The organism is Enterococcus canis NBRC 100695 (assembly GCF_001544375.1).
Classification (GTDB): Bacteria; Bacillota; Bacilli; order Lactobacillales; family Enterococcaceae; genus Enterococcus_H; species Enterococcus_H canis.
This window is the reverse complement of record NZ_BCQJ01000002.1, coordinates 352,212-365,957: the sequence shown is the minus strand read 5'-3', so window position 1 is coordinate 365,957 and position 13,746 is coordinate 352,212. Positions and strand designations below refer to the sequence as shown.

Below are 13,746 nucleotides of genomic sequence, written 5' to 3'. Positions count from 1 at the left end.
AGTAGGAATTGATTACACTATAAATGAGGAGGTATTGCCATGATCGAAAGAGAAACCTCGAATACATTTGAACTCGTTTCACAGTATGAACCAGGTGGTGACCAACCGGAAGCAATCCAACAGTTAGTGACCGGTGTTAACGAGGGAGCCAAAGAACAGATCTTGTTAGGAGCGACCGGGACCGGGAAGACTTTCACTATTTCCAATCTAATCAAGGAAGTCAATAAACCCACACTGGTAATCGCCCATAATAAAACCTTAGCTGGACAGCTTTACGGTGAATTTAAGGAATTTTTTCCCAACAATGCCGTAGAATATTTTGTGAGTTACTACGATTATTACCAACCAGAGGCCTATGTTCCTTCTAGCGATACGTATATTGAAAAAGATGCTAGTATCAATGATGAGATTGATAAGCTGCGTCACTCCGCCACCAGTGCGTTATTAGAACGTAATGATGTGATCGTAGTGGCGTCTGTTTCGTGTATTTACGGATTAGGGGATCCACGGGAATATAGTGACCAAGTGGTTTCGATTCGAGTGGGCATGGAACTAGACCGCAACGAATTACTGCGGAATCTCGTGGATATTCAATTTGAACGCAATGACATTGATTTTCAACGGGGTCGTTTCCGGGTGCGGGGCGATGTGGTGGAAATTTTCCCAGCCTCACGGGATGAGCACGCCCTGCGTGTCGAATTTTTTGGGGATGAAGTGGAACGAATCCGGGAAGTTGATGCTTTGACAGGTGAAATCATAGGGGAAACAGAACACGTTGCGATTTTCCCAGCGACCCACTTTGTGACTAATGAGGATCATATGGACAAGGCCATTAGCCAAATCCAGGAAGAATTAGCTTGGCGCTTAGATGAGCTGCGGGGAGAAAATAAACTGTTAGAAGCGCAGCGTCTGGAGCAACGTACGAATTACGACGTAGAAATGATGAAAGAGATGGGGTATACCTCAGGCATTGAAAACTACTCTCGCCATATGGATGGTCGTAAAGAAGGGGAACCACCTTATACATTGCTGGACTTTTTCCCTGATGATTTTATGATTGTAGTGGATGAGTCCCACGTGACCATGCCACAAATCCGTGGCATGTACAATGGAGACCGCGCGCGTAAGCAAATGTTAGTAGATTACGGTTTCCGCTTGCCAAGTGCTTTGGATAATCGCCCACTCCGTTTGGAAGAATTTGAAGAGCATGTCAATCAAATCGTTTATGTTTCGGCGACACCGGGACCTTACGAAATGGCCCAAACAGATAAAGTCGTGGAACAAATCATTCGACCAACTGGCTTATTGGATCCGGTTATCGAAATCCGCCCAATTATGGGACAAATCGACGACTTAGTGGGTGAAATCAACGAGCGTGTTGAGAAAAATCAACGGGTCTTTGTGACAACCCTGACGAAAAAAATGTCGGAAGATTTGACCGATTACTTCAAAGAGCTAGGTATTAAAGTCAAGTATCTTCATAGTGACATCAAAACCTTAGAGCGGACCGAGATTATTCGCGATTTGCGTCTAGGAGAGTTTGATGTGCTAGTGGGAATCAACCTGCTGCGGGAAGGCTTGGATGTACCGGAAGTTTCCTTAGTTGCTATTTTGGATGCGGATAAAGAGGGCTTCCTGCGCAGTGAACGTTCCTTAGTGCAAACGATTGGCCGTGCCGCTCGTAACGCGGAAGGTAAAGTCATTATGTATGCCGATAAAATGACCGATTCCATGACGAAGGCCATTGAAGAAACCAACCGGCGTCGTGCTATCCAAATGCAGTTTAATGAAGAACATGGTATTGTGCCGAAAACGATTATTAAAGAAATTCGTGATCTGATCAGTATTACTAAGGTCGCTGAAGATGATGGCGACTATACAGTGAAGACCAATTACGAAGATTTAACACGAGAAGAAAAAGCCGATTTATTACTGAAACTAGAAAAAGAAATGAAAGACGCAGCCCGGGCGCTGGACTTCGAGACCGCCGCCACTTTACGGGATACAATCTTGGAATTAAAAGCAGGGGAGTGATTACATGGCTAACGATAAAATCGTGATCCATGGTGCGCGAGCACACAATTTGAAAGATATCGATGTAACGATTCCACGAGATAAAATGGTGGTAGTCACAGGTCTCTCTGGCTCAGGGAAAAGCTCCCTTGCCTTCGATACCCTCTACGCCGAAGGACAACGCCGCTACGTGGAAAGTCTCTCTTCCTATGCGCGGCAGTTTTTAGGACAGATGGATAAACCAGATGTCGATAGCATCGACGGTTTAAGTCCCGCTATTTCCATTGACCAAAAAACCACCAGTAAAAATCCGCGTTCGACGGTGGGGACTGTCACTGAGATCAATGACTATTTGCGGTTGTTGTTTGCCCGCGTAGGTCATCCTATTTGTCCCAATGATAATATCGAGATTACTAGTCAGTCTGTGGAACAAATGGTGGACAAGGTCTTAGAATTACCGGAACGGACGAAAATCCAAATTTTAGCACCGGTGATTGTTAAGAAAAAAGGGCAACATAAAAAAGTCTTTGAAATGATTCAACGAGAAGGCTATGTGCGGATGCAGGTGGATGGTGAACTGTATGATGTCAGCGAAGCACCTGAACTAGAAAAGAACAAAAAACATGATATTCGCATCGTTATTGACCGAATCGTGGTGAAAGAAGGCATTCGTTCCCGTTTGTTTGATTCCTTTGAAGCCGCTTTGCGCTTGGCGGATGGTTACGCCGTTGTGGATGTGATTGGCCAAGAAGAACTGCTCTTTAGCGAACACTATGCGTGTCCTTATTGCGGGTTTACCGTTGGCGAATTAGAACCCCGCTTATTCTCCTTTAATGCGCCTTTTGGGGCTTGTCCTGAGTGTGACGGGTTAGGTGTGAAGTTAGAAGTCGACAAGGATTTGGTGATTCCTGATGGCAGTAAGACGCTGCGGGAAGGGGCTATTTTGCCATGGAATCCGATTAGTTCTCAATATTATCCGCAAATGTTGGAGCAAGCCGCTACCAGCTTTAACATTGATATGGATACGCCTTTTGATGAATTACCGCAAGAGCATCAAGATATTATTTTGAATGGCTCTAATGGCGAACCGTTCCACTTCCATTATGAAAATGATTTTGGTGGCGTGCGCGATGTCGAAGTTCCTTTTGAAGGGGTGCTGCGAAATATCGACCGTCGTTATCATGAAACGAATAGCGATTTTACACGGGACCAAATGCGTCTGTATATGACAGAATTAACCTGCCAAGCCTGCGCCGGTTACCGTTTGAATCCGCAAGCGTTGTCAGTTAAAGTTGATGGCACCCACATTGGACAAGTCAGTGAGTTGGCTATCAACAAAGCCTTAGACTTTTTTGATGACGTTCAGTTATCTGAGCAAGAACAAATTATTGCAAAACCCATTTTGAAAGAAGTCGACGACCGTCTGACCTTCTTGAAAAATGTTGGCTTGGATTATCTAACCTTGAGTCGGGCAGCCGGGACACTTTCTGGTGGGGAAGCCCAACGAATCCGGCTGGCAACCCAGATTGGGTCCAATTTGTCAGGGGTTTTGTACATTTTAGACGAACCATCTATCGGGCTGCATCAACGGGACAATGACCGCTTGATTGACTCATTACGGAAGATGCGCGATTTAGGTAATACGCTGGTAATCGTGGAACATGATGAAGATACGATGCGCGCCTCTGATTATCTGATTGATGTTGGACCTGGTGCTGGTGAACAAGGCGGGCAAATTGTGGCCGCGGGTACACCAGATGAAGTTGCCAACGATCCTAATTCTTTAACCGGGCAATATTTATCCGGCCGCAAGAAAATTCCGGTGCCCACAGAACGCCGTCAAGGCAATGGTAAAAGCTTGAAGTTGACGGGTGCCAGAGAGAATAACTTGAAAAACGTTTCAGTTGAGATTCCCTTAGGCGAGTTTGTGGCAGTGACAGGAGTTTCTGGCTCAGGTAAGAGTACCTTGGTTAATCAAATTCTGAAAAAAGCCTTGGCCCAAAAATTGAATCGTAATTCAAATAAGCCAGGCAAATTCAAAAATCTCACTGGCTATAAAAATATCGAGAAGCTGGTAGATATCGACCAAAGTCCTATCGGCCGTACACCGCGTAGTAATCCAGCGACTTATACTAGTGTTTTTGATGATATTCGCGATTTATTTGCTCAAACCAATGAAGCGAAAGTCCGGGGCTACAAAAAAGGACGCTTTAGCTTTAACGTGAAGGGCGGTCGCTGTGAAGCTTGTAAGGGCGATGGCATCATTAAAATTGAAATGCATTTCTTGCCTGATGTCTATGTACCGTGTTCCGTTTGTCACGGCAAACGCTACAATTCAGAAACTTTGGAAGTTCATTACAAAGGAAAGAATATTTCAGACATCCTAGATATGACCGTGGAAGATGCAGTCGACTTTTTCCAACATATTCCTAAGATTCACCGGAAATTAAAAACAATCGTGGATGTCGGCTTAGGCTATGTAACTTTGGGACAACCGGCCACGACGTTATCTGGTGGGGAAGCGCAACGGATGAAATTGGCCAGTGAACTGCACAAATTGTCTACTGGGAAAAATCTTTACATCTTGGATGAACCAACTACCGGGTTGCATACCGATGATATCGCGCGCCTGTTGCAAGTATTGGAGCGTTTAGTCGATGCTGGGAATACAGTCTTGGTGATTGAACACAATCTTGATGTCATTAAATCTGCTGACTATGTGATTGATTTAGGACCAGAAGGCGGCGATGGCGGTGGTACGATTATTGCCACCGGTACACCTGAAGAGGTGGCGCAAGTCAAAGAAAGTTATACCGGACAATATCTGTCCCGAGTCCTCTAAATTGGTCTTGTAATTAAAAGACATCACATTTTTTGATTAGCTGAATTTAACGTTTTCTTAAGCAAATAACTATTGTCTTTTCAAAGGTTCTCACGTATTATTATGGATGATAAAAGTCACGCTGATTTAAATTGGTCTAGCTTTTTATCATCCTATAAATAACCGTTCAGAATGAACCTCCTGTCTTCAACCAACAGGAGGTTCTATTTTTATGTAAAGAGGAAAACATGGCACGCCCGGATTGCTTGTGGTATAATTGTTTGAATGCAAAGGAGGAATCCACATGGCTGAAAATTTACAACTTGTAATTATTACAGGGATGAGCGGTGCCGGTAAGACGGTAGCCATCCAAAGTTTTGAAGATATGGGCTATTTTTGTATCGACAATATGCCCCCAAGTCTAATCCCTAAATTTTGGGAACTAATTAAAGAATCTGGCAAGGTCACCAAAATCGCATTGGTGGTGGATTTACGTTCACGCGCATTTTTCCGTGAAATCCAAGAGATGTTAGTTGAATTGGAGAATACTAGTATTATTGATACCCAAGTGCTTTTCCTAGACGCAACAGATGAAGAGCTGGTTTCTCGTTATAAAGAAACCCGGCGGACCCACCCGATGGCGATGGACGGTCTGGTAACTGAAGGGATCCGTAAAGAACGTGCTATCTTGGAAGAAATCAAAGCGGATGCGCAAATCGTCATTGATACGACACACTTGAGTCCACGTCAGTTACGCGAGCAAATCACCAAAGAATTTAAGAGCCACGACACTCACACTTTCCGAATTGAAATGGTTTCTTTCGGCTTTAAATACGGGTTACCAATTGATGCTGATATTGTGATGGATGTGCGCTTCCTGCCAAATCCGCACTACATCCCTGAGCTGCGTCCGTTAACGGGCCAAGATCCAGCTGTCTATGATTATGTGATGGGTTTTGATGAGACCACTGAATTTTATACAAAATTCATGGATCTGTTACATACGGTTTTACCGGGCTATAAAAAAGAGGGTAAAAACAATGTCACAATCGCGATTGGCTGTACCGGTGGGCAACACCGTTCGGTAGCTTTGACCGAGCGGGTTGGGAAAGAGCTTTTAGAAAATTACCATGTCAATATCACACATCGTGATAAAGACAAACGTAAAGAGACGGTGAATCGGTCATGAAAATGAAGACCTACCGAATCCGCAAGCCTAAAATCGTTGTGATTGGTGGCGGTACGGGGCTACCCGTTATTCTGAAAAGCTTGCGTAACCAGAGTGCCGAGATCACAGCTATCGTAACGGTGGCCGATGATGGTGGCAGTAGCGGTGCGATTCGAGACTCTGTCAATATGGCACCACCCGGCGACTTACGCAATGTCTTAGTTGCTTTGTCTGATATGCCTAAACTTTATTCAGATATCTTTCAGTATCGCTTTAAGAAAGAAGATAAATTTTTGGCAAATCACGCCATTGGCAATTTAATTATCGCGGCGGTGGCCGAAATGCGTGAGAGTACCTATGAAGCAGTGCAACTTTTGGCACGGATGATGCACGTGGATGGTCATATTTATCCTTCTTCTGAAGAACCACTGACACTACATGCTACGTTTGATGATGGCACCGAGGTTAGTGGGGAATCACAAATTGCTAAGGACCGAAAAACGATTGAATACGTGCATGTTACCCGTTCCGATGGGAGTGGCGAGCAACCTAAAGCCGCTCGTAAAGTCATCAAAGCGATTGAGGAAGCGGACATGATTGTATTAGGACCTGGCAGCTTGTTCACCAGTATCCTCCCCAACTTGGTCATTGAAGAAATTGGCGACGCAGTAATTAAAACAGAAGCAGAAGTCGTTTATATTTGTAATATCATGACCCAAAAAGGGGAGACTGAGCATTTTTCTGATGCGGACCATATTCGCGTGTTGCATCGTCATTTAAAGACACCGTTTGTGGATACCGTCTTGGTGAATACACAGCCAGTACCAGAGAATTACATGGATCAAGAACGCTATGATGAATATCTGGTCCAAGTATCCCATGACTTTAAGGGGCTGCGAGAAGAAGGCTGTCGCGTGATTTCCACCGATTTTTTGGAGCTACGTGACCATGGCGCCTTTCATGATGGGGAAAAGGTTGTTGAAGAATTGTTCCGAATCGTTTTCGGAGCGAAATATTAAGAAAGGGTGGGGCAGATATGTCATTTGCAGCGGATGTGAAAAAAGAATTGACGACGTTAGAAGTGCATCGTGAACATGCCAAAGCGGAATTAGCCGCGTTGATTCGCATGAACGGCTCTTTGAGTATTGCAAATCATCAATTTATTTTGAATGTTCAATCTGAAAACGCCGCGATTGCGCGACGTATCTACTCGCTATTAAAAGATCATTATCAAGTTCGCAGTGAACTTTTAGTACGGCGAAAAATGAAATTAAAGAAGAACAATGTCTATATTGTTCGGTTAAAGCAGGATACCCAAAGTGTTTTGGCGGATTTAGACATTATGGATGGGGTGGTCTTTAATAGCCACGTTTCTAGTGAAATCTTGGGGAATGCTCAAAAAATGCGTTCCTATTTAAGGGGTGCTTTTATGGCAGCTGGTTCTGTCAATAATCCCGAAACTAGCCGCTACCATTTGGAGATTTATTCTCTTTATGAAGAACACAATCAAGATGTCTGCGATATGTTGAACTATTACGACCTCAATGCACGGACCCTCGAACGACGTAATGGCTATATCACCTATTTGAAAGGTGCCGAAAAAATTGCGGACTTTTTAACCTTGATCGGCGCCACCAATTCGATGCTGAAATTTGAGGACGTACGGATCGTGCGGGACATGCGGAACTCTGTTAATCGTTTAGTGAACTGCGAAACGGCTAATTTGAATAAGACCATCGATGCCGCCGCCAAACAGGTGGAAAATATCGCCTTTATCGAAAATACGGTTGGTATCGAGGCTTTACCGGAAAAACTGCAGGAGATTGCCCGCTTGCGTTTAGAAAATCCCGAAGTCAGCTTAAAAGAATTAGGTGAAATGCTCCCGTCAGGCACAATCTCTAAATCTGGAATCAATCACCGTATTCGGAAAATCAATGACTTTGCCGAAAACTTGAAAGAGTCTCATGTCGGTTAAGTTTAAAGAGTACGAAAAAATCTCCAAAAAGTCTTAAGGATAATCCTTAACTTTTTGGAGATTTTTTGTTACCAGTTACTCTTCGATATATTGAATTAACAGCTCTGGTTCGATTGCTTCATCAAAAATATGATCGTTGATGATGAGGGTTGGCACAAATTGAATATTGGCATTGTTGGCTTCAGTGACCACGTCTGTTAGTAACGCTTCATTTGCTTGAGGTGCCAATTGCAAGCGGTCCTCAGCAAAACGTGCCACTTCCTCTAAAGAGAGATCTTGCCAGTCTTTTTGTGTGATAAACATTTGCATTAAAGCGGCGTAGCCTTTCTCAGGCAAGTTGGTATCTAAATAGCGATGCATGACGTTGCCCCGTTGCAAGCTTTCCTTTTCTTTGTTAAAAGGTTTGATGATCCGTTGTAAACGACCCTCGGCAATATATTGATCCAATAGTTCTTTAGACTCTTCAAACCATTGTTTACAGTAGGGACAACGGACGTTGATAAATTCAACTAGTTTAACTGGTGCATCATCGGCACCGATTTTTAAACCTGTAGTAGTATTTGTTGCGGCTGCTTTGATGTTCGAAATATCCATGTTAGCCACCTCCTCTTTTTATTGTAGCGGGAAGGGATTAAAAAGCCAATCAATCAGTCCTATAAAAAAAGACTGATCATGAATCTGACCAGTCTTTCCAATTGCAATTTTAGTTTAACGCACTGCTGTTTTCCATCACGTCATCAATCAAACCATAATCTTTCGCTTGCTGCGCTGTCATATAATTATCACGATCAGTGTCGCGTTCGATAACTTCTAGAGGTTGTCCAGTCCGTTCAGATAAAATCGTATTCAAACGAGTACGTGTATCTAGGATGTGACGAGCAGCGATTTCGATTTCAGTTGCTTGACCTTGAGCGCCACCTAATGGTTGGTGGATCATGATTTCAGCATTTGGTAATGCGAAACGTTTGCCTTTAGTACCTGCAGTTAATAAGAAGCTACCCATTGAAGCCGCCATCCCTAAAACGATGGTTTGCACGTCTGCTTTGATAAAGTTCATGGTGTCAAAAATCGCCAAGCCGGCAGATACGCTACCACCAGGAGAGTTGATGTATAAGTAGATGTCTTTTTCAGAATCTTGAGCGTCTAAAAAGAGCAACTGCGCGATAACGGAGTTGGACACGTTGTCGTCAATTGGGCCGCTCAACATAATGATACGGTCTTTCAAAAGACGGGAGTAAATGTCGTAGGCTCTTTCGCCACGAGATGATTGTTCGATAACTGTTGGGATTAAATTCATGAGTAATTCCTCCTTGTCAAAATGTACAAAACCATTGTAGCACAAAGCTCGTTTTGTACCTAAGAGAAAGTATAGCGGAATGGTCAATAAAGGTCAAATAGTTTGATCAAGAATTTGCCAAGCAGTTATGTTTTGTGAGAAGATAAATATGCTATACTGATAAAAAAGGATGAAGGGTGAAACAAATGCTGTATTTCGTAATTGGGTTAATAGGCGTGGCAGTAGGGGCACTGCTAATGTTGGGTGCGGTAGTACTACAATCATCGTATGATCAACGTCGGGATGCCAAGCGTCGCGAGCTGGAACATAAAGTAAAAGAGATCGAAACAATTAATTTGTTAAACAAAAAAATCAATGAAATTCTGCAAAAGCGGACTCTGTTTTTAGAGGAATATGTGAGCTTTGATTCGTTTGATGACTGTTATATCACGATTGATGAGTTTGTTTATTTGCAAAGTTTTGCGGCGCAAAATAATTTCTATTTGCCAACCTATATATTAGAAGAGTTTTTTAAAAAGATTGCGCACCGTAAAGTTGTGCTGTCACCAGAAGAAGTAACCGAAATTGGCGGTTATACCTATAAAGGCGGCCGTGTTATCCTGGAAAACTTTTCCGACGACCTCGTGGAAATGATTGAAGAAAAGAAAATCCAACTGAAACGCATGAGCAACCGCCCGTTGCCCTATGTCAAACAATCTTTTTAAGACGAAAAAAAAGCGTTGGATTATCCAACGCTTTCGTTACGCGCCCTGAGGGAATCGAACCCCCGTCTCAAGAACCGGAATCTTACGTGATATCCACTACACTAAGGGCGCAAGCACGATTATTAGTTTAGCCTATCTGTCATAAAAAAACAAGTCGAAAGGGGAGAATTTTTTTGAAATTTCAACAACAATTTCAACAAAAGCAGCAACAGCAACAATCACAGCGCCTAGCTATGACTCAAGAGCTGCAACAATCCATTCAAATTCTCCAATATAATACAGAAGAACTGTGGCGTTTCGTTGCAGAAAAGTCCTTAGAGAACCCCCTACTAGAAGTTCAAGAGGAATCTAACGTGGCGGCACTGGCTAGTTCAGCGCCAGCTGGTGATAGTCAGACCTATCTAAGTCAAATTCCCGATCAGCATGGCTCCTTGTTTGAGTCTTTGATTGAACAGATTCATCTGAACTATCGTGATACGGAATTGCGGCGGCTAGTGCTTTATTTAGTTGAGTTCGTCGATTTGAATGGCTATTTGACCACAACGTTGGAGGAGGCCCAGAAGCAAACGGGGGCGACCCCGATTCAAATGTTAGATGCCTTGACACTGTTGCAACAATTGGATCCAGCCGGCGTCGGCGCCCGTAGCCTGCAAGAATCTCTAATGCTGCAAACAGAACGGGATCAACAGGCACCAGAGCTAGCCTACATTATATTAGAAGAAGATTTCGAACCCTTTGTTCAACGCAAGTGGCCAGAAATTGCTAAAAAATATCAGATTGATTTGCCGCAGGTTCAGTTGATTTTTGATTATGTCCGGTCATTGAGTCCAGCGCCAGGAGCGGCCTTTGGGGCACCGGAAGGGTTATACATTGTGCCAGATTTGACGCTTTTGGATACGCCAGAAGGCTGGCAACTGCGGTCCAACCGTCGGAGCATGCCCAATGTGAAGCTACAAAGCCGCTACTTTGAGAAAATGAGCCAAACCAACGATCCAGAAGTTCAGAAGTATTTGAAAGAAAAGAAACAGGAATTTGATTGGATCACCAAGACAATTGAACAGCGTGGGGATACGATTATGCGCGTTGGTCAAGCAATCTTGGAAAGACAGCCGAACTTTTTTGCTGAAACGACACGACCATTAAAACCGATGCAGTTGAAAGAAATTGCTGAAGAACTGGGTCTCCATGAGTCCACCATTAGTCGGGCAGTCAATGGCAAGTATTTAGAAACGCCATTCGGGGTATATGAGTTGCGGAGTTTCTTTACCCATGCTTCCGGTGGAGAAGACTTATCTGTTGATACCACCAGACAAGCCCTACAGGAGCTGATTGATGCTGAAAATAAGCAAAAGCCCCTGTCAGATCAAAAAATAGTCGAGCTGTTGGCGACTAAAGGTATCGAGCTATCGCGCCGTACTGTTGCCAAATATCGCGATCAGTTACACATCCCATCTTCCTCGAAGCGCAAGCGATTTGAGTAGTCACAAGAAAAGAGCAAAAAAAGCATGCTCTTTTCTTGTTTTTTTTACCTAAAACTGTTAGAATTACTTTTGTGAGATTGATAAAGATACTTTGATTTAATGCAAGGAAGAATGTCAATTTTATTTTTTTAAGGTTAGTGGGTCGGAAAAAGTCTACTGTGGACAAAAAACGACCAACGGAGGAGCAAATCATGCACAAAGATTTAAAATTGATCGAAGCTGTTGCTCCAGATTTGTTAGAAGTCCTACAGAAGCGTTTTGCAATTTTGCGTCATATCTATTGGATGCAGCCAATTGGCCGTCGCGCCTTGGCTCAAAAAATGGGTTCTACTGAACGGGTTTTGCGAACGGAAACTGATTTTTTGAAGTCGATCGGGTTGATCGATGCCTCAAAAAATGGCATGATGCTGACAGAAAAAGGCTTTACAGCTTATCAAAATCTGGAAGAAGTCATGGATCAGATGCTGGGGATGCAACAGATCGAAAAAGAACTAGCTGAACACTTTGGCATCGCCAAGTGTCTCGTAGCTGCCGGTGATTGTGATGTGCAACCGAAAGTTTTAAATGAGTTTGGTGAGTTACTGCAAAATAGTTTGGCAACGGTCTTACCGGAAGGTCAGAATATCATCGCGGTAATGGGCGGTACCACTATGGCAGTGGTGGCGGAATCCTTAGAACCATTGGAAACAGCACAGCGACACAACCTATTTGTACCAGCACGAGGCGGAATTGGGGAAGCCGTGACGGTGCAAGCCAATTCAGTTAGCGCCGTAATGGCGGCTAAAACTGGCGGACAACATCGTGCGCTGTATGTTCCAGAGCAATTGTCCGATGAAACTTATCGTACGTTGATTCAGGAACCTATGATCCAAGAAGTCTTGGAGCTAATCGGCAAAGCAAACGTAGTAATCCACAGCATTGGTCGGGCCTTGCATATGGCAGGGCGTCGAAAAATGTCAGCGGAAGAACTTGCAATGCTGAAGCAAAAAAAAGCGGTGGCTGAATCCTTTGGTTATTTCTTTGACCAGGAAGGCAACATCGTTTACAAAGTCCCGCGGATTGGACTAACACTCAGCAATGTCCAAAAAGTGCCACATGTCTTCGCAGTAGCGGGAGGCAAATCAAAAGCTAAAGCCATCGAGGCGTATATGAAGAGCGCACCGAAACAGACTTGGCTGATTACGGACGAAGCTGCAGCAAATTCGATTTTAGCGGCTAATGAATGATTTTAAGGGGTGACCCTTTAAAATAAATTTTTGATTTTCATAAGGAGGAAATCTTTAATGACAGTTAAAGTAGGTATCAATGGTTTTGGACGTATCGGACGTTTAGCATTCCGCCGTATCCAAGATGTAGAAGGATTAGAAGTGGTTGCAATCAACGACTTAACAGACGCTAAAATGTTAGCTCACTTGTTAAAATATGACACAACTCAAGGACGTTTCAACGGAACAGTTGAAGTTCACGATGGTTCTTTCAACGTTAACGGCAAAGAAGTTAAAGTATTATCTAACCGTAACCCTGAAGAATTACCTTGGGGCGAACTAGGCGTAGATATCGTGTTGGAATCAACTGGTTTCTTCACATCTAAAGAAAAAGCTGAATTACACTTAAAAGGTGGCGCTAAACGCGTTATTATTACAGCTCCTGGTGGAAACGACGTACCAACAATCGTTTACAACACAAACCATGAAACATTAACTGGTAAAGAAACAGTTATCTCAGGTGCATCTTGTACTACTAACTGTTTAGCTCCTATGGCTAAAGCATTAAACGACAAATTTGGCGTTATCGAAGGCTTGATGACAACTATCCACGCTTACACTGGCGACCAAATGACTCTTGATGGACCACACCCTAAAGGTGACTTCCGTCGTGCTCGTGCCGCTGCAGAAAACATCGTTCCTAACACAACTGGTGCTGCTAAAGCGATCGGCTTAGTAATCCCAGAATTGAACGGTAAATTAGACGGAGCTGCACAACGTGTTCCTGTTGCAACAGGTTCATTAACTGAATTAGTAACTGTTCTTAACACAGAAGTTACTGCTGACGAAGTAAATGCAGCGATGAAAGAAGCTTCAAACGAATCATTCGGCTACAATGTAGACGAAATCGTTTCTTCTGATATCGTGGGTATGACTTACGGTTCATTATTCGACGAAACTCAAACTAAAGTATTGACTGTTGATGGCAAACAATTAGTGAAAACTGTTGCTTGGTATGACAACGAAATGTCTTACACTGCACAATTAGTTCGTACTTTGGAATACTTTGCTAAACTTTAAGA

The 13,746-nt window shown here is 43.4% G+C and carries 11 protein-coding genes and 1 tRNA gene; 9 read left to right on the top strand and 3 right to left on the bottom strand.

Going from position 1 to position 13,746, the window contains the following annotated elements; translation table 11 throughout:
• Positions 1 to 39: 39 nt before the first annotated feature.
• The 5 genes from uvrB to whiA all read left to right on the top strand — a co-directional run bounded on the left by uvrB (position 40) and on the right by whiA (position 7,977).
• A complete protein-coding gene (gene uvrB, locus ECA01S_RS05160) occupies positions 40 to 2,034 on the top strand; it encodes an excinuclease ABC subunit UvrB (RefSeq protein WP_067392141.1) in 1,995 nt (664 codons plus the stop codon).
• 4 nt (positions 2,035 to 2,038) lie between these two features.
• Positions 2,039 to 4,855 (top strand): excinuclease ABC subunit UvrA, encoded by a 2,817-nt coding sequence (gene uvrA, locus ECA01S_RS05155; protein ID WP_067392139.1) that lies wholly within the window; start codon positions 2,039 to 2,041, stop codon positions 4,853 to 4,855.
• 283 nt (positions 4,856 to 5,138) lie between these two features.
• Positions 5,139 to 6,023, top strand: coding sequence for an RNase adapter RapZ (gene rapZ, locus ECA01S_RS05150; RefSeq protein WP_067392136.1), 885 nt, complete (start codon positions 5,139 to 5,141; stop codon positions 6,021 to 6,023).
• Positions 6,020 to 7,021 carry a gluconeogenesis factor YvcK family protein gene (locus ECA01S_RS05145; protein ID WP_067392133.1) on the top strand — a complete coding sequence of 334 codons (1,002 nt, stop codon included), beginning with the start codon at positions 6,020 to 6,022 and terminating at the stop codon, positions 7,019 to 7,021. The genes rapZ and ECA01S_RS05145 overlap by 4 nt, the downstream gene beginning before the upstream one ends.
• Before the next feature lie 17 nt (positions 7,022 to 7,038).
• Entirely contained in the window at positions 7,039 to 7,977 is a 939-nt protein-coding gene (gene whiA, locus ECA01S_RS05140) for a DNA-binding protein WhiA (protein WP_067392129.1), read from the top strand.
• Positions 7,978 to 8,052: 75 nt separating this feature from the next.
• On the opposite strand, the gene ECA01S_RS05135 is transcribed toward whiA, so the two are convergent.
• Both ECA01S_RS05135 and clpP read right to left on the bottom strand, forming a co-directional pair.
• Entirely contained in the window at positions 8,053 to 8,571 is a 519-nt protein-coding gene (locus ECA01S_RS05135) for a DsbA family protein (RefSeq protein WP_067392127.1), read from the bottom strand.
• A gap of 109 nt (positions 8,572 to 8,680) precedes the next feature.
• Positions 8,681 to 9,274: an ATP-dependent Clp endopeptidase proteolytic subunit ClpP gene (gene clpP / locus ECA01S_RS05130; RefSeq protein ID WP_067392125.1), complete on the bottom strand. Its 594-nt coding sequence runs from the start codon at positions 9,272 to 9,274 to the stop codon at positions 8,681 to 8,683.
• Between the two features lie 185 nt (positions 9,275 to 9,459).
• Between clpP and ECA01S_RS05125 the strand changes: the two genes are divergently transcribed.
• Positions 9,460 to 9,978: a hypothetical protein gene (locus ECA01S_RS05125; protein WP_067392122.1), complete on the top strand. Its 519-nt coding sequence runs from the start codon at positions 9,460 to 9,462 to the stop codon at positions 9,976 to 9,978.
• Between the two features lie 39 nt (positions 9,979 to 10,017).
• Here the strand turns inward: ECA01S_RS05125 and ECA01S_RS05120 are convergent.
• Positions 10,018 to 10,089 (bottom strand) — tRNA-Arg (locus ECA01S_RS05120).
• Between the two features lie 62 nt (positions 10,090 to 10,151).
• On the opposite strand from ECA01S_RS05120, the gene rpoN reads away from it, so the two are divergent.
• The 3 genes from rpoN (at position 10,152) to gap (ending at position 13,744) form a co-directional block, all read left to right on the top strand.
• Entirely contained in the window at positions 10,152 to 11,459 is a 1,308-nt protein-coding gene (rpoN, locus tag ECA01S_RS05115; RefSeq protein ID WP_067392120.1) for an RNA polymerase factor sigma-54, read from the top strand.
• 191 nt (positions 11,460 to 11,650) lie between these two features.
• Positions 11,651 to 12,685, top strand: a complete 1,035-nt coding sequence (locus ECA01S_RS05110; RefSeq protein ID WP_067392117.1) for a sugar-binding transcriptional regulator — start codon at positions 11,651 to 11,653, stop codon at positions 12,683 to 12,685.
• A 57-nt stretch (positions 12,686 to 12,742) separates the two neighbouring features.
• Positions 12,743 to 13,744: a type I glyceraldehyde-3-phosphate dehydrogenase gene (gene gap / locus ECA01S_RS05105; protein ID WP_067392114.1), complete on the top strand. Its 1,002-nt coding sequence runs from the start codon at positions 12,743 to 12,745 to the stop codon at positions 13,742 to 13,744.
• Positions 13,745 to 13,746 lie beyond the last annotated feature (2 nt).

Bases quoted from the DNA above. Each gene is read 5' to 3' on its own strand.
- uvrB (WP_067392141.1), top strand. From the start codon at position 40: ATGATCGAAAGAGAAACCTCGAATACATTTGAACTCGTTTCACAGTAT.
- uvrA (WP_067392139.1), top strand. From the start codon at position 2,039: ATGGCTAACGATAAAATCGTGATCCATGGTGCGCGAGCACACAATTTG.
- rapZ (WP_067392136.1), top strand. From the start codon at position 5,139: ATGGCTGAAAATTTACAACTTGTAATTATTACAGGGATGAGCGGTGCC.
- ECA01S_RS05145 (WP_067392133.1), top strand. From the start codon at position 6,020: ATGAAAATGAAGACCTACCGAATCCGCAAGCCTAAAATCGTTGTGATT.
- whiA (WP_067392129.1), top strand. From the start codon at position 7,039: ATGTCATTTGCAGCGGATGTGAAAAAAGAATTGACGACGTTAGAAGTG.
- ECA01S_RS05135 (WP_067392127.1), bottom strand. From the start codon at position 8,571: ATGGATATTTCGAACATCAAAGCAGCCGCAACAAATACTACTACAGGT.
- clpP (WP_067392125.1), bottom strand. From the start codon at position 9,274: ATGAATTTAATCCCAACAGTTATCGAACAATCATCTCGTGGCGAAAGA.
- ECA01S_RS05125 (WP_067392122.1), top strand. From the start codon at position 9,460: ATGCTGTATTTCGTAATTGGGTTAATAGGCGTGGCAGTAGGGGCACTG.
- ECA01S_RS05110 (WP_067392117.1), top strand. From the start codon at position 11,651: ATGCACAAAGATTTAAAATTGATCGAAGCTGTTGCTCCAGATTTGTTA.
- gap (WP_067392114.1), top strand. From the start codon at position 12,743: ATGACAGTTAAAGTAGGTATCAATGGTTTTGGACGTATCGGACGTTTA.